Origin of the sequence: Ferruginibacter sp. HRS2-29 (assembly GCF_024343615.1) — a bacterium.
GTDB lineage: Bacteria > Bacteroidota > Bacteroidia > Chitinophagales > Chitinophagaceae > Ferruginibacter.
Genome location: NZ_RJUB01000136.1, coordinates 24,294 through 39,542, shown reverse-complemented (window position 1 = coordinate 39,542; position 15,249 = coordinate 24,294). Strand labels below are relative to the sequence as shown.

Annotated in this window: 13 protein-coding genes; 6 read left to right on the top strand and 7 right to left on the bottom strand. The window is 45.1% G+C overall.

What is annotated here, in order from left to right; genetic code table 11:
- Nucleotides 1–87: 87 nt before the first annotated feature.
- The gene (locus EGI32_RS14850; protein ID WP_255156144.1) at nucleotides 88–573 is read right to left on the bottom strand and encodes a response regulator transcription factor; all 486 of its coding nucleotides are present in this window, start codon (nucleotides 571–573) and stop codon (nucleotides 88–90) included.
- A 51-nt stretch (nucleotides 574–624) separates the two neighbouring features.
- Between EGI32_RS14850 and EGI32_RS14845 the strand changes: the two genes are divergently transcribed.
- Entirely contained in the window at nucleotides 625–1,689 is a 1,065-nt protein-coding gene (locus EGI32_RS14845) for a DUF2891 domain-containing protein (protein ID WP_255156143.1), read from the top strand.
- A 162-nt stretch (nucleotides 1,690–1,851) separates the two neighbouring features.
- Here the strand turns inward: EGI32_RS14845 and EGI32_RS14840 are convergent, their stop codons facing one another.
- The 4 genes from EGI32_RS14840 to EGI32_RS14825 form a co-directional block, all read right to left on the bottom strand.
- A complete protein-coding gene (locus EGI32_RS14840; protein WP_255156142.1) occupies nucleotides 1,852–2,613 on the bottom strand; it encodes a LytTR family DNA-binding domain-containing protein in 762 nt (253 codons plus the stop codon).
- 6 nt (nucleotides 2,614–2,619) lie between these two features.
- A complete protein-coding gene (locus EGI32_RS14835; RefSeq protein WP_255156141.1) occupies nucleotides 2,620–3,648 on the bottom strand; it encodes a sensor histidine kinase in 1,029 nt (342 codons plus the stop codon).
- A gap of 67 nt (nucleotides 3,649–3,715) precedes the next feature.
- On the bottom strand, nucleotides 3,716–4,651 hold the full coding sequence (locus tag EGI32_RS14830) for a fasciclin domain-containing protein (protein WP_255156140.1): 936 nt from the start codon (nucleotides 4,649–4,651) through the stop codon (nucleotides 3,716–3,718).
- Between the two features lie 182 nt (nucleotides 4,652–4,833).
- Entirely contained in the window at nucleotides 4,834–6,486 is a 1,653-nt protein-coding gene (locus tag EGI32_RS14825; protein ID WP_255156139.1) for an amino acid permease, read from the bottom strand.
- Nucleotides 6,487–6,626: 140 nt separating this feature from the next.
- Between EGI32_RS14825 and EGI32_RS14820 the strand changes: the two genes are divergently transcribed.
- The 5 genes from EGI32_RS14820 to EGI32_RS14800 all read left to right on the top strand — a co-directional run bounded on the left by EGI32_RS14820 (nucleotide 6,627) and on the right by EGI32_RS14800 (nucleotide 12,626).
- The gene (locus tag EGI32_RS14820; protein ID WP_255156138.1) at nucleotides 6,627–8,201 is read left to right on the top strand and encodes a dicarboxylate/amino acid:cation symporter; all 1,575 of its coding nucleotides are present in this window, start codon (nucleotides 6,627–6,629) and stop codon (nucleotides 8,199–8,201) included.
- A 278-nt stretch (nucleotides 8,202–8,479) separates the two neighbouring features.
- The gene (locus EGI32_RS14815; protein WP_255156137.1) at nucleotides 8,480–9,454 is read left to right on the top strand and encodes a DedA family protein; all 975 of its coding nucleotides are present in this window, start codon (nucleotides 8,480–8,482) and stop codon (nucleotides 9,452–9,454) included.
- Entirely contained in the window at nucleotides 9,451–10,683 is a 1,233-nt protein-coding gene (locus EGI32_RS14810; RefSeq protein ID WP_255156136.1) for an MFS transporter, read from the top strand. Before EGI32_RS14815 ends, EGI32_RS14810 begins: the two co-directional genes overlap by 4 nt.
- Before the next feature lie 169 nt (nucleotides 10,684–10,852).
- Entirely contained in the window at nucleotides 10,853–11,866 is a 1,014-nt protein-coding gene (locus EGI32_RS14805; RefSeq protein ID WP_255156135.1) for a glycosyltransferase family 9 protein, read from the top strand.
- 184 nt (nucleotides 11,867–12,050) lie between these two features.
- Nucleotides 12,051–12,626 (top strand): hypothetical protein, encoded by a 576-nt coding sequence (locus tag EGI32_RS14800; RefSeq protein ID WP_255156134.1) that lies wholly within the window; start codon nucleotides 12,051–12,053, stop codon nucleotides 12,624–12,626.
- Here the strand turns inward: EGI32_RS14800 and EGI32_RS14795 are convergent.
- Together EGI32_RS14795 and EGI32_RS14790 are read right to left on the bottom strand one after the other, a co-directional pair.
- Nucleotides 12,616–14,496: an Nramp family divalent metal transporter gene (locus tag EGI32_RS14795; RefSeq protein ID WP_255156133.1), complete on the bottom strand. Its 1,881-nt coding sequence runs from the start codon at nucleotides 14,494–14,496 to the stop codon at nucleotides 12,616–12,618. The two genes, EGI32_RS14800 and EGI32_RS14795, sit on opposite strands and share 11 nt — an antisense overlap.
- Nucleotides 14,493–15,149 carry a metal-dependent transcriptional regulator gene (locus EGI32_RS14790; protein WP_255156132.1) on the bottom strand — a complete coding sequence of 219 codons (657 nt, stop codon included), beginning with the start codon at nucleotides 15,147–15,149 and terminating at the stop codon, nucleotides 14,493–14,495. The genes EGI32_RS14795 and EGI32_RS14790 overlap by 4 nt, the downstream gene beginning before the upstream one ends.
- Nucleotides 15,150–15,249: the final 100 nt, after the last annotated feature.

The following is a 15,249-nucleotide window of genomic DNA, read 5'->3' as shown; positions in this document are numbered from 1 at the left end:
AAAATGCGGGCAGATATTTTACAAGCGTTCATACTTTAGTATGATTTTGAAAAATGACCGCTTTTTTCATTCCAAAGGATGAATATTTCAGGCGATCAGGCCTGTTTTTTTTGCTTTTTCAACTGCCTGTGTCCTGCGTTTTACATCCAGCTTTTCAAATAAGCGGGCAGCATGTGTTTTGATAGTGCTCAGCGAAATGAACAATCGCTCCGCGATTTCCTGGTTGCTCAATCCTTCAGCCATCAGCTCCAGTACTTCCAGCTCACGTTTGCTCAGGCCGAGTTCCGCAATAGCTGTTTCGTTGATGACAATATTGGGCTGTACTACCCGAACTTCTTTTTCAACGATCACTTCTTTTTCGAGTATGATGGTTTCGGTTTTGGGTCTTGTCAATTTTAAAGCGAGCCAGATCCCGAGGGCGGTAAATAATATCGAAATGCATCCGATATAAACGTCCATGGCATGATTGAATATGAGGAAACGGAGTTCCAGCCATTTTAAGAAGAACAATAATACAGCCAGCAGGAGGCCGTATAACAGTACATGTTTGTTCTTTAAAATTAAATTCAACATAATTTGCTCCCGTTCATCAGTAGATTTGTAAAAGTAAAAATCTAAATCACCATGAGGAAATATATTTTTTTGCTTGCGTATGTATTCGTTTGTATGCGTTTGAATGCGCAGGCAGACCTGACAATTGACCAGGCCAACTGGTTGGCTGCATTACCCATGAAATGCATGCAGCAGCAATATCCCAACAAACTCAGCCAGTTGTTGAATGACCCTTCCGAACTGCTTTCGCCCAAACAATTGCACCCGGCGTTTTACGGCTGTTTCGACTGGCACTCTTCCGTTCACGGGCATTGGTCGCTGGGATACCTGCTGAATAAATTTCCTGCTTTGCAAAACCGTGATTCGGTGATTCAAAAACTCGCAACGAATTTATCGAAGGAGAATATCGATGCGGAGGTTGTTTATCTCAGTAAAAAACACGAGAAGTCTTTTGAACGTACCTATGGCTGGGCATGGGTGCTGAAACTACAGCAGGCACTGGATGAATCGAAAGATAGTTATGCCAAACCACTGGCCAGGAATCTCCAGCCGCTGACGGATCTGCTGGTACAACGTTACATCGAATTCCTTCCCAAACTGCTATATCCGCTGCGCATCGGCACACATGCCAACACGGCTTTCGGTTTGTCGTTCGCGTATGATTATGCGGTACACACCCATAATATCCCGTTGAAAGAATCCATTGCCGTCAATGCAAAAAGATATTTTTTGAAAGATGCCGGCTGCCCGCTCAATTGGGAGCCGAGTGGCACCGATTTTTTATCGCCTTGCATGGAAGAGATCAACCTGATGGAAAAAGTGTTGCCGGCAAATGAATTCATCGCCTGGGCAAAAAAGTTTGCGCCACAATTATTCAACAAAAAATTCGATTGGGAAGTAGCAAAAGTATCCGACAGGGAAGACGGTCATCTGGTTCATCTTGATGGATTGAACTTTAGCAGGGCATGGTGTTTCTTTTTGCTGGCGAAAAAGTTTCCTGCACAGCTGGGGCACCTGAAAGCGTTGGGTGAAAAACATTTCAATTATTCCATCGGCTCCATCACCGATGGGAATTATGAAGGGGAGCATTGGCTGGCTTCATTTGCGCTTCATACATACGAAGTCAGTATGCCTTGAAGATTTTGGGTTGTGTTCAGGAAAGGTAGTCAACCCGTGGTAGTCTACTCGTGGTAGTCAACTCCCGGTAGTCAACTCCCGGTAGTGTACTCGCGGTAGTCAACCCGCGGTAGTCAACCCATGGTAGTCAACCCATGGTAGTCAACCCATGGTAGTCAGCTATCAACCTTCTGCCCATTTTTTAAAATCCTGCACACGCTCCCGGCTTACAATGATCTCTTCGCCGAACGAAATGTTTTTCAGCGATAATTTCAGCCGGTTATTATTGTAAGGTTTGATCAGTTCTATCCCTTTGCTGTGAACGATCATCTTCCGATTGATGCGAAAGAAATAATGAGGGTCAAGAACTGATTCTAATTTTTCTATGCTGTAATTTATAATGAACCTGTTATTGTTTTTATCTACGAGGAAAACAGTTTTATTGTCAGCAATAAAACAACATACGTCTTCTGTTTGTATAAAAAATGTTTTAGCGCCTATCCTCGCCAGGAACCTGTCTTTGTACTGAATGCCTGTTATGCCTTTATACTTCTCCATCCATTCTGCTTCATCATATTGCGGGATGCGGCTGTTGAGTGCTTTATATTTTTGTATCGAACTCGCCAATGACTCCGCAGTTACAGGCTTGAGGATGTAATCGATCCCGAAATTCTTGAAAGCTTCTATGGCAAAGTTGTCGTAAGCAGTCGTAAAGATCACGGGGATATTTACGGTCGCCTGTTTGAATATTTCAAAACTATGTCCGTCTGACAATTGAATATCCATCAACAAAAGATCCGGGTGTTGGCGGGTTTTAAGCCAGTCCACTGTTTCTTCAATACTTTCGAGCGATCCAAGGATATTGATGGAAGGGTCATACCGTTTTACCAGTAACTGAACCCTTTCGGCAGCAAGCACCTCGTCTTCAACGATCAGGATATTCATCTTGCATCAATTATTATGGATTAATGGAATGATCACAGAAAAATCAGCCCCTCCGTCACTGATGACCAACTGCCGCTCGCTTACAAGACTGTAACGTTTGATGATATTCCTGAGACCTATTTCTGTAGAGGTTTCCGGCGTTTGTTTTGGTTGCAGGTTATTGGTGACCCTGATGGCATTCCTGTCGATCACCTGCAAAACAATTTTCAGGGGTTTGCTCCTGCTTACCACATTGTGTTTGATCGCGTTTTCAATGAGCATCTGTAATGCCGCCGGCACTACCAGGTATTCACTGAATTCCGCCGGAACATCTATTGTGACATTCAGCCCCTCGCCAAACCTTTTTTGCAGCAGGAATACGTAAGGGTTGATGTAATAAAGTTCGGTCTTCAACGGAACTAATTCCTTTTGATGATTCTGGAGAATGTACCGGTATACCACAGAAAACTCTTCTATAAAACGGTTCGCCTCCGAATTATTCTGCATCACCAGTGAGGCCAGCACATTCAGGTTATTAAAAAGGAAATGGGGATTTATCTGGTTCTTGATCAGCTGTAATTCTGCCTGTACCTGTATTCTTTTGAGTTCTTCCGTTTCGATACGCGTAGAAGAGTATTCCTTGTAATAAAAGATCACCGCATTGATGAGGTGATAGAGCAGGTTCACCAGCCACGCATACGTGAGGTTCAATTTAAGCGGGATGATATTCTCTTTAAAAGAAAATGAATGTAACCCCATTCCTACCGCGAATACCATCGCGGTGGAGATTATGGTAGCCGCAATGCTTCCCGAAATGAAAAAGAATCCAAGAAAGCGCAGCTTGTTTTTTTGAGGCAGAAAAAATTTGCGGATGAATTTTTCCAGCAGCCTGTTGACTTCCAATATGAACAATGTGGTGACCAATATGGTCCCAAATGCATACCATGCTTCTATCCTTATACCGAAATGATCGTAAAGATTACAGAATTCCGTATTCAGGTAAGTGTATACAGACAGCAAAAAGACAAATAAGTAGCGGTATTTGTGCGTAAACATATCTGTGAATTAAATACGTCAGCAGATACAGATCTGCTGACGTACATATTATCCGGGTGAAATAGTTTTATTGGAGCACTTTGTCTATCAGGTGTACAACACCATTTGTGGCAATAATGTTTACGCCGGAAGGTAAAATAATGTTGGAAACGGCATTGGCACTGCCGGTTATTTTTACCGACGGAGGGGTAAGGCCGATCGTAAGTGATGTACCGGTTTTAATGGTATTGGCAGTACTTCCCGCAATAAGATCACTTGAAAATACAGTGGTTGGCAGCACATGGGCCGTAACGATGCCGGTAACCGCCGCAGCGTCAGCTGAATTGATGGAGGCATCCGTAGGGAACCCGGCTGCTGCAAACGCGTCATTGGTCGGGGCGAATACAGTGTATTTTCCCGGTCCGCTGACTGCACCCGCTAATCCTGCTTTTACAACTGCCGTAAGCAGCCTGGAGAGCGTTGGTGTTTCGGCTGCGAGTTGAGCAATGGTTTTCGTTGGAGGCGTCAACACTGTGGAGATCACATGGATAGTACCGTTAGCCGCGGTAATATCAGCGCTTTTCACTTTGCTGCCATTTACAAATACGCCATTCGCATTTCGGGAAGCGTACAGGTTTTTTCCCTGCAATGTTTTCACCGTATCACTAACGGGTACGTTGGCTGCTTTAACATTCGCTGCTACCACGTGGTAGGTGAGCAGGTTGGCAAGATCGGCTGCCGAGAGTGAATTGATAGTGGCGCTGGTAATACCCGCAGCCGCAAAAGCCGCATCGTCAGGGGCGAATACAGTGAGGGTGCCTGTAGATAAAGCATCTGCCAGTCCGGCTTTGATCACTGCAGATTTGAGCAACGAAAAATTTGGATCGCTGCTTACGATCTCTGTGATGTTTTTTGCCGCCGGTGCCGTATCGTCATCTTTATCGCAGGAAGATGTAGTGACGATCAGGGATGTTCCCAGGGCCGTTGCCAATAAGAATTTCTGAAAGGTTTGTCTGATTTTCATGTTATGAAGTTTTTATAACATGATCAACAATTTTTACGCCTGAAGGATGTGCGATCGGTATGAACCGTAGCAAAAACGGGTGTGAGTTGTATTTCTTTCTGCGTTTATAAAAACCTGCTTTTGCAGAAAACAAAACTGCCCGGGTAAGACCGGGCAGTTGAGGAAATAAATTTACACGTAGATTATGCTGTTTCTTTTTTATTGGTGGCCAATTTATAACCAAATAATAAAAGATGGAGAATGGCGATGCCCAATGAAATATGGAATAACTCGTCTTCGGTACCTGCCGGCAAAGAAGAATTATGCAGGTAGGCAACTGCTACCAGTATCAACGAAAGGATGATACCCGTAATGTTGGCGATCCTGGTCCCTTTACGATTCGTTGTACCATCACCAAGGATACTGTATTTAGCGCCATAGAAAAGATAGATATCGAAACCGATCAGCATCCATACGATCAGCCTGATCCAGGTATCGGCAGGCAAAAATACCATCATGAATAAACAGGTAGCAACACCCAGCAACGGGATCAATGGTACCAGCGGTGTTTTAAATGCACGCGGAAGATCCGGCTGTGCTTTTCTCAGCACGATCACCCCAACACATACGAGGATGAAGGCGAATAGGGTACCGATGCTTGTCATTTCACCTACTACACGTGCAGGAACAAATGCCGCGAAAAGGCTTACGAAAAGCATGAACAGTAAATTGTTTTTTGAAGGCGTCCTGAATTTCGGATGCACGGCGCTGAATACTTTTGGTAAAAGCCCGTCTTTACTCATGCTATAGAATACACGGCTCTGGCCCATCAGCATCACCAGGATCACGGAAGCATAACCACCAAGGATAGCGATGATGATAGCTTTGTTCAACCATGGATAATCGGCGTGCACCAATCCATCTGCGCCAACTTTACCCATATGTTCGATCGCTACCGCAACCGGAGCGATACCATCCTGGCCCTGGAAACTTTTATAAGAAGTAACACCGGTCATTACGTGAGCGAAAAGGATATAAAGAACTGTACAGATAGCGAGTGAACCCAATATCCCTATAGGCATATCTTTCTTCGGGTTTTTAGCTTCCTGTGCGGCAGTACTTACTGCATCAAAGCCAATGTACGCAAAGAACACGATGGCCGCAGCCCGTATGATCCCGCTGAAGCCGAACTGACCGAAAGTGCCGGTGTTTTCAGGGATATAAGGAGTATAATTTGCAGTGTTGATATAACCCCAGCCCAGTGCGATGAAGATGATCACCACCAGTACTTTTACCCCCACGATCACCGCGTTTACTTTAGCGGATTCTGAAGTACCCCTGATCAGCAATAAACTCATCAGCACGATAATGAATACCGCAGGAAGATTAATGATACCGCCATCCCATGGTCCTACGGTGAAACGATGATCGAGATGATAACCGAAAGATTCGAGGAATTTGACGAGGTAACGGCTCCAGCTGATACCAACTGTAGCGGCACCTACTGCGTATTCCAATACCAGGTCCCACCCGATGATCCATGCGATGAATTCACCCATGGTGGCATAAGAATACGTGTAAGCACTTCCGGCAACAGGTATCATGGAGGCAAACTCAGCATAACACAAGCCCGCGAAAGCACATCCCAACGCGGCAACTATAAAAGAAATGGTGATAGCAGGTCCGGCCTGGTTGGCAGCGGCACCTCCGGTGATAGAGAATAAACCGGCACCAATGATCGCGCCTATACCCAATGCTACCAGCGACCTGGCGCCAAGGGTTTTCTTAAGGCCTTTTTCTGTATCGGCAGCTTCTGCCATCAATACATTCATTGGCTTTTTTACAAATAAACTCATACAGTTTGGTAATTTTTATGATCAATAAGGACGGAAAAATAAGCAATAAAATATAATAAATACCACCATTAGTACATTTTTTATAACGGGTTGTACACAACAAGGTTTAAATGCTATATTGCAAAATATATCATTTGCATATGGAACATCAGAAAACGAAACGCAGCCGGCTCACATTATATATAGGCATCGCGTTGGTATTAGGGATCGGGTTGGGGTTCATATTGAATAAAAATTATGTAGGTAAGGAAAACACAGCCATAGCAAATGCGGAACTCATACAGAATGGATTGCACCAGAAAATGAGCCCCTATGAAATACCTTCTCAAAAAGCATTATCCGGCCAGCTTACGAAATTGAAAGAAGCCGCTGCCGCCCAAAAGAAAGCGGCTGAAAAAAATATACTCGCCGATAGCACATCTTCTTCCGCCATGGAGGCAGTCAATCGCTGGTCCGATTCCTTGAAACAGCTCAATGTACAACTGGCCTCTCTCACCGATACCGGCAATGCAGCGTACAAATCGCTGGTAAAAGAAAAAGAACTGGTGCTGCTTCAAAAAAATGAAGTGGTGAAAGCCCGCGATAAAAAACTCGAATGGTTCAGCCTGATGGCAGATATATTTTTAAGGCTGATCAAAATGATCGTAGCGCCACTGGTGTTTACCACACTTGTAGTGGGGGTGGCCAAATTGGGCGATATCAAAGCCGTGGGCAGGATCGGTGGAAAAACCTTGCTCTGGTTCATCAGCGCTTCTTTGATGAGCCTTCTGCTGGGGATGATCCTCGTCAACTTTTTTGAGCCCGGCAAAGCGATGCATCTTCCGCTGCCGGAAAGCAGTGTGAACCTTGGTATCGATAAAGCCGCCCTTACGGTGAAAGATTTTTTCTACCATGTATTCCCTGCAAGTTTTGTAGACGCCATGGCAAAGAATGAGATCCTGCAGATCGTGGTATTCGCGATCTTTTTTGGCGTAGCCGCGGCGGCATTGGGCAAAGTGGCCGACCCTGTGGTAAAAGCGTTGGATGCGGTAGCGCATATCATCCTGAAAGTGACCGGTTATGTAATGAACTTCGCCCCGGTAGCGGTGTTTGGTGCCATGACGGCCATCATTGCCAAGCAGGGCCTGGGCATATTGAAAACGTATTCCATCTTCATCGGCGAATTTTATTTTGGCCTGGCCATTCTTTGGACGGTGCTGATATTGGCCGGTGGTTTATTCATCGGTAAACGTATACTTACGCTTATTAAACGAATAAAAGAGCCTGCATTGATCGCCTTCAGTACTTCCAGCAGCGAAGCAGCATTTCCGAAAACGATGACCGAACTCGAACGTTTTGGTTGTAAGAATAAGATCGTAAGTTTTGTATTGCCACTGGGTTATTCCTTCAACCTCGATGGCAGTATGATGTATATGACATTCGCATCGCTGTTCATTGCGCAGAGTTATGGTATCCATCTGGACATCGGCACACAGATCAGCATGTTGCTCATATTGATGCTCACAAGCAAAGGGATCGCCGGTGTGCCAAGGGCTTCGCTGGTGGTGATTGCCGGTACGCTGGCTACTTTCAATATCCCGGAAGCCGGACTGGCATTGTTGTTGGGCATCGATCCGTTGCTGGATATGGGCCGCAGCGCAACCAATGTTGTGGGCAACAGCATCGCCACAGCAGTAGTGAGCAAATGGGAAGGAGAACTTACCGAGGGGGCATAAACCTGGAAAAACCCCGGAGGTTTCTTTCACCCTCCGGGCGTTTGCACCGGGAAACGCTCCGGGGTTAGTGGAAAACCCCGGAGGTTTCTTTCAACCCCCGGGAGTTTGTGCCGATCAAACGCTCCGGGGTTAGCGAAAAACCCCGGAGGTTTCTTTTCACCCCCGGGAGTTTGTGCCGGGAAACGCTCCGGGGTTAGTGGAAAACCCCGGAGGTTATATTGGAAACCCAGCAGGCTGATTTTATTAACGTAGAAAAGTTCAAGAACGAGAAAACAGACATGAAAAAATTAAGCATATTATCTATAGCCCTGCTTTACGCCATCACCGGTTTTTGCCAGGATACTGTCACTATCAAATTCCGTAACCAGTACAAAGCAGAAGTGAAATCGGCGGAAGTCAGTTTCCACGATTCTATCTTTAAAACAGACGATAAGGGAAATGTAAAGCTGTATCTCTCAGGATCGGATTCTTTTTCGGTGAAAGGAAAAGATTATGATGCCCGGTATTTTTCTCTCGCAAAAGCGGATAAGGATAATACGATCTACCTGCACAAAAATTTTACCTGGACAGATCTGCTTACGCCGATGTTCTACATCATCTTCGGTGGCATCTGGTTCATCGTGTTTGTGGTATTTGCTGAAACAGGTTTGTTTGCAGGGTTCTTCCTTCCCGGGGATTCCTTGTTATTCGTAACGGGCATTTACAGTCTCGAGTTAGTAGAGTCGGGGTTGGGCATACAGGGTACAGGTGGTTTCTTAAGCCTCATCATTTTAGGGGTCATCATTTCGGCCGCGGGTATACTGGGGAATTTTGTGGGGTATTGGTTTGGTAAAAAAAGCGGCCCGTTCCTTTTTGAAAGAAAGGATACGTTCTTCTTCCGGAAAAAATATTTACTGCAGGCAAAAGATTTTTACGAAAAACACGGGGGCGGCGCTATCGTGATCGCCAGGTTCCTTCCCATCATCCGCACATTTGCGCCCATCGTAGCGGGTATCGTAGGAATGGATAAGAAAAAATTCACCTTCTATAATTTTGTCGGATGCATCGCATGGGTATTTACGATGTTGTTTGCAGGGCATTACCTGCAGCAATTGTTCCTGCGCTCATTCAACTTCGATCTTCGCGAACACCTGGAAGTGATCGTGATCGGCATCGTGCTGGTCACCACATTACCCATCATCATAAAATTATTTTTCTCTAAAAAGAAACCTGCCGAAACCCTGGTTGAAATTCAAAAAGACCTGGAACCATGATCCAAAAGCAATCACATCCTATTTTCAATATCACCGTGCTGGTGGCGGCACTCGGATATTTTGTAGACATTTACGACCTGCTGTTGTTTGGCATCATCCGCGTACCAAGCCTTGAAGCTATGGGGCTTTCACCTGCGATGATCACTACCGAAGGGGAGAAGATCATTTCCTGGCAGATGATCGGATTGTTGATCGGGGGAATCCTCTGGGGCGTGATAGGCGACAAAAAAGGCCGGCTCTCTGTTTTGTTCGGTTCTATCATCTTGTATTCACTGGCAAATATTGCTAACGGTTTCGTACAAACGACAGATCAATATGCGCTCGTAAGGTTTATTGCAGGCATTGGCCTGGCAGGCGAACTGGGTGCCGGGATAACCCTGGTAAGCGAACTGACCCCGAAAGAAAAACGCGGCATCGCCACATCATTGGTAGCTGGCGTAGGCCTTACCGGCGCTGTGTTTGCATTTTTTGTAAAAGAAAATGTAGATAAATGGCAGCATTGTTATTTTATCGGCGGCGGGCTCGGGCTTGCACTTTTGTTGCTGCGTATTTCAGTCTTTGAATCAGGATTGTATAACGAAGTAAAAAAGACAACTATCCGCCGTGGAAATTTCTTTCAGCTGTTTACCCGCTGGGCGACTTTCAAAAAATATCTGCAAAGCATCATGATCGGTTTGCCCACCTGGTTTGTGATCGGGGTGCTGGTTACCTTTTCAAAAGAATTCGGAGCAGCTTTTGGTATCAGGGATAAGATTGATCCTGGTAAAGCCATCATGTTTGCCTATGCCGCCATCGCCATCGGCGATATTCTCAGCGGATTGGTAAGCCAGTGGATGCGTAGCCGCAAGAAAGCGCTGCTGGTATTTTATGGCATCACCATTGCATTCATCGTATTGTTCTTTACAGCTTTATATAACGGATCTGCCATGTCGATGTACCTGGTATGCGCCGGACTCGGCTTTGGTACCGGTTTCTGGGCGATATTTGTAACGGTAGGTGCGGAACAGTTCGGTACAAATATCCGTGCCACTGCGGCCACTACAATCCCCAATATGGTTCGTGGAATGCTGGCGATCTTCATTCTGCCGGTGTTTAAAGCACTCAGCCACCAAACGGATTATGTAAGCGCCGGCTGGATCACCGCTATCATCGTAATGAGCATCGCGATCTTATCGGCGGTAACCATCAAAGAAACATTTGATAAGGATTTGAATTATGTGGAGGAATGAGGAAGACGACTGACAAATGACCACTGATGACAGACGAACGACGACAGACTGCTGCTGGTTTTCAATTTTTGAAGATTGGGTTTGAAGGTTGTCTTTAAAATAATTCGTGTAATCCCCCGCCTTTTGCGGGGCAGGCTGTGTAATTCTAAAAATTCCTGTAATAAAAAAAATGCCTAAATTTCTCATCATACGTTTTTCTTCCATAGGTGACATTGTACTTGCAAGCCCTGTATGGCGTTGTATCAAAAAGCAGGTACCCGATGCGGAGATACATTTCCTTACCAAAAAATCTTTCCGCGTTGTAACGGAACATAGCCCTTACATCGATCAATTTTTCTATTACGAGGATAATATGAAAGAACTGATCGAAGAACTTAAAAAGGAAGACTACGATGCGGTGATTGATCTGCATAAAAACTTTCGCAGTTCAAAGATCAAACGAGCCTTAAAAAAGAAATCTTACACGATCGATAAATTATCCTTACAAAAATTTCTGCTCACCAAATTATATATCAACGTGATGCCCAAAAGGCATATCACCCAACGCAGCCTGGATACTGTAAAGCCACTGGGGGTGAAGGATGACGGGCTCGGGCTCGATTATTTCATTCCTGAAAAAGATGTAGTTAAAAAAGAAGATATCCCAACTTCTCACTGGCTGGGTTATATTGCCCTTGTGATTGGAGCATCTTATAATACCAAAAAAATGCCGGTGCACAGATTGCAGGAATTGTGCAGGAAGATTGAACATCCGATTATTCTATTGGGAGGAAAAGAAGATGCGGAGGCCGGAGAACAGATCGCTTCCGTGGATACGACCAAAATTTACAACGCCTGCGGTAAGTTCAACCTGAACGAATCTGCCGACCTCATACGCCAATCTAAAATGGTGGTTTCGCACGATACAGGTTTGCAATACATCGCCTGCGCCTTCAAAAAACCGGTATTGGCCATCTGGGGGGCTACCACGCCGGCGCTGGATGTAGAGCCGTATTACGGTTCGGCTTACCTGCAGCATAATGCGATGCCATACGAAAATATCTATCTTAAACTTGCCTGCCAGCCATGTAGTAAATACGGTACAAGAACCTGCCCGCTGGAGCATTTCAATTGTATGGAAAAACAGGACATAGATTCCATTGTTGCGAAAGTGTATCAAAGGCTCGCTACTGTAAAAGGTTAGAAATTACGAATTACGAATTACGGATTTTTGCGAATGGATCATTACAATCAAACCTCGAAGGTTTCACTATTCACTATTCACTATTCACCATTCACCATTCACTTTGTTAATGTATTTGTAATACTTAAATTCTTAATGTTTTATTTAGAGATTACCACGTTCTTTTGTCGACAGGAGATCCGCTATGAGGTATATTTTTCTTTCTTTCATTTTATTTTTTTCAATTGCTGCGCAGGCGCAGATAACCACCAACATTAGCTGGACGGAAAAAACTTCCATGCCGGCATCGCAGGTCATTTATTACAATCCGTCGAAAAAATTACAATGGCCGGATTTTAAAGGTGAGCCTAATACAACAGGCATTGTTGCTGCTATCACCATGTCGGGCTTCGGTTACAATGCTTCCATGAAACGCAATGGGAATAAAGGGGAGATCAACATTTCGGTATATTGTTATTTCAGCAAGGATAAATCATGGGTGAAGCCAGGTAAAACGACTGCTTACATCCTGAACCATGAGCAACATCACTTCGACATCAGCTTCATTGCCGCGAGTATTTTTGTAAATCGCCTGAAGGGAATGGAGATCACCACAGGCAATATCAACACCGTGTTGCCCCGTTTGTACAAAGAATGCTGCGACATCATGAACAAGATGCAGGATGATTACGACGGACAAACAAAGAACGGTCAGCTGAAAGATATCCAGGCAGACTGGGACCTTAAATTACAGGATAAACTCGCGGAAGTTACAAAGTAACCACCAGCACGGGAACCTTGAGTTCATGTCGTACAGCATTTACCGTTTCGCCATACAAAAGATCTTTCAGCCCGGCGTGGCCATGGGCACCGATCACCAGCATGTCTGCATCATTTTCCACGACTATTCGCACGATCTCTTTTACGCGGCTTCGAAAACCGATCTGTCCTCTCACATGATACCCTTTTTCGGATAATTGCCTGACATATAATTCCATCCGCTCCTTATCTTTCCTGGTCTCATAATCATCACTTTCCTTGCCATGTAATTTTGCGGAAGCACTCTCTACGATGTGCAGCAGCAAATAATTGGTATCACCCGATCCTTGTCCGAAGGCAGCGGATAAGATCTTCGGATCATTCTCGCTGAAATCCAATGCCACCGCGATCTTTTTGTATACCGGGATCGAAAGTTCAGGTAACAATACATTTTCATTGTGCATCGCGATGGATTTCTGCAATCGTTTTTTATTGATGTAAGGAAAGAATATTATATAAAATAACAGTCCTCCAAAGAACAGTCCGGCTGCTATGAGGGCGATCTTACTTGCTGTTGCATCCGTTGAAAATACAGGCATTGCCTGATCTACCAGCATTTTTACATTCAGGAATACCAGCACGCTTGCTATCAGCCATGCGGCAATCTGGGTAATGGGCCTGATGACGAATTTTCCCATCGTTTTTTTATCACTCACAAAATGAATAAGCGGAATGATGGCGAACCCAAGCTGCATGCTTAACACCACCTGGCTCATGAGAAGCAATGCTGTCACTTCATCTTCTCCATAAATAAGTATGACAATGATGGCGGGTGTGATGGCGATGAGGCGTGTGATGAGCCTTCTCAACCAGGGATTGATGCGCAGGCTGAGATAACCTTCCATGATGATCTGCCCTGCCAGTGTGCCCGTGACCGTACTGCTTTGCCCGGCAGCGATGAGGGCCACTGCAAAGAGGACTGGTGCCGTGTTGCCTAAGAATTTCGGCAGCAACTGGTGAGCATCTTTTATTTCAGCGATGTGTGAATTGCCGCTGGTGAAGAATACGGATGCTGCCAGGATAAGTATCCCGGCATTAACAAAGAACGCGATATTAAGTGCGATGGTGGTATCGATCCTGTTGAACTTCAATGCCTGCCTGATACCAAAGTCGGAACGGTCGATCTTTCTCGATTGTACCAATGCCGAATGCAGGTAGAGGTTGTGGGGCATCACGGTGGCGCCAATGATACCGATGGCAATAAAAAGCGCCTGCTTGTCGGGGATCGACGGAACAAATCCTTTCACCACATCTTTCACTACAGGCCCGGCCTGTATTACCTGCACAAGAAAGGCAAGTGCAATGATGGCCACCAATGCGATGATGAATGCTTCCATTTTACGCATGCCCAGTTTTTGCAGGTAGAGTAAAAGAAAAGTATCCAGCACCGTGATACTTACGCCCCAGATCAGGGGCAGGCCGGTGAGTAATTGTATACCGATGGCCATACCCAGCACTTCTGCAAGGTCGCAGGCGGCAATGGCAATTTCGGCGAGGATGTACAAAATAAAATTCACATATTTCGGGTAGGCTTCCCTGTTAGCTTGCGCCAGGTCGCGGCCACGTACTATTCCCAATCTTGCTGAAAGCCCCTGCAGCAACAATGCCATGAGGTTGCTCATCAGCAATACCCATATCAGTGAATACCCGTATTTACTTCCACCCGCAAGATCGGTGGCCCAGTTTCCCGGGTCCATATATCCCACACTTACCAGGTAAGCCGGCCCCAGGAAAGAGAATATTTTTCTCCAGCCTTTTTTCGGAGAGATGGTATCTACCGTTCCGTGTACTTCTCCCAGCGAATTGTCGTATCCTATATGCGTTATCTTCATATCGTACAGAATATATTTTTTGCAACCTGTTCGCTCAGAATGGCGGCAGGCACTTTCTCCATTTTAATTTCTACAGATCCGTCAAACTCAAAACGTTTGTTGATCCTGAGCCTTGTTCCGATGCTGATGTTGTAATGTTTGAGCAACTCCAGCATCTCATTGCTCTGGTCCCTGATGGAGGAAACGGTAGCCATCTTTTTTAATGGCGTTTCGATAAGATTTTTTTGTTTGAGTTGTTTTATCCTTCCGTTCTTATCAGGTATAGGATCGCCGTGCGGATCAAAAGAAGGATTGCCGAGGTAGTTATCCAGCCTCGTGATCAATTCCTTGCTGCTGATATGTTCCAGTTCTTCAGCAATATCGTGTACTTCATCCCAGTTGAATCCCAGTTTGCTGACGAGAAAAAATTCCCACAGGCGATGCTTGCGGATGATCTCCAAAGCTGTCTTCACGCCTTTATCCGTGAGGGTGAAACTTTGATACGGTTTATAATTCACCAGCTTTTTCAACTGGAGCTTCTTGAGCATATCCGTTACGGAGGCGGCCCTGGTATTCACCGCGGCGGAAAGCAGGGTAGCAGATACTTTTTCATGAGTTATCTGCAGGTGGTATATGCTTTTGATGTAGTTCTCTTCGGCTTCCGTAAATTTCATTGGTTTAAACTAAATATTTAGACAAATCTAAAAATTATTTTTCGTAAATAAAAATTATGGATAAGGCTTGTTTCGTGTAATTTTTACACGTTTGCCTTTT

What these genes read in the sequence shown, in the direction of transcription:
- EGI32_RS14790 (WP_255156132.1), bottom strand. Translation starts at nt 15,149, where the DNA reads ATGAAATTTACGGAAGCCGAAGAGAACTACATCAAAAGCATATACCAC.
- EGI32_RS14795 (WP_255156133.1), bottom strand. Translation starts at nt 14,496, where the DNA reads ATGAAGATAACGCATATAGGATACGACAATTCGCTGGGAGAAGTACAC.
- EGI32_RS14810 (WP_255156136.1), top strand. Translation starts at nt 9,451, where the DNA reads ATGATCCAAAAGCAATCACATCCTATTTTCAATATCACCGTGCTGGTG.
- EGI32_RS14840 (WP_255156142.1), bottom strand. Translation starts at nt 2,613, where the DNA reads ATGAATATCCTGATCGTTGAAGACGAGGTGCTTGCTGCCGAAAGGGTT.
- EGI32_RS14800 (WP_255156134.1), top strand. Translation starts at nt 12,051, where the DNA reads ATGAGGTATATTTTTCTTTCTTTCATTTTATTTTTTTCAATTGCTGCG.
- EGI32_RS14805 (WP_255156135.1), top strand. Translation starts at nt 10,853, where the DNA reads ATGCCTAAATTTCTCATCATACGTTTTTCTTCCATAGGTGACATTGTA.
- EGI32_RS14835 (WP_255156141.1), bottom strand. Translation starts at nt 3,648, where the DNA reads ATGTTTACGCACAAATACCGCTACTTATTTGTCTTTTTGCTGTCTGTA.
- EGI32_RS14820 (WP_255156138.1), top strand. Translation starts at nt 6,627, where the DNA reads ATGGAACATCAGAAAACGAAACGCAGCCGGCTCACATTATATATAGGC.
- EGI32_RS14845 (WP_255156143.1), top strand. Translation starts at nt 625, where the DNA reads ATGAGGAAATATATTTTTTTGCTTGCGTATGTATTCGTTTGTATGCGT.
- EGI32_RS14830 (WP_255156140.1), bottom strand. Translation starts at nt 4,651, where the DNA reads ATGAAAATCAGACAAACCTTTCAGAAATTCTTATTGGCAACGGCCCTG.
- EGI32_RS14850 (WP_255156144.1), bottom strand. Translation starts at nt 573, where the DNA reads ATGTTGAATTTAATTTTAAAGAACAAACATGTACTGTTATACGGCCTC.
- EGI32_RS14815 (WP_255156137.1), top strand. Translation starts at nt 8,480, where the DNA reads ATGAAAAAATTAAGCATATTATCTATAGCCCTGCTTTACGCCATCACC.
- EGI32_RS14825 (WP_255156139.1), bottom strand. Translation starts at nt 6,486, where the DNA reads ATGAGTTTATTTGTAAAAAAGCCAATGAATGTATTGATGGCAGAAGCT.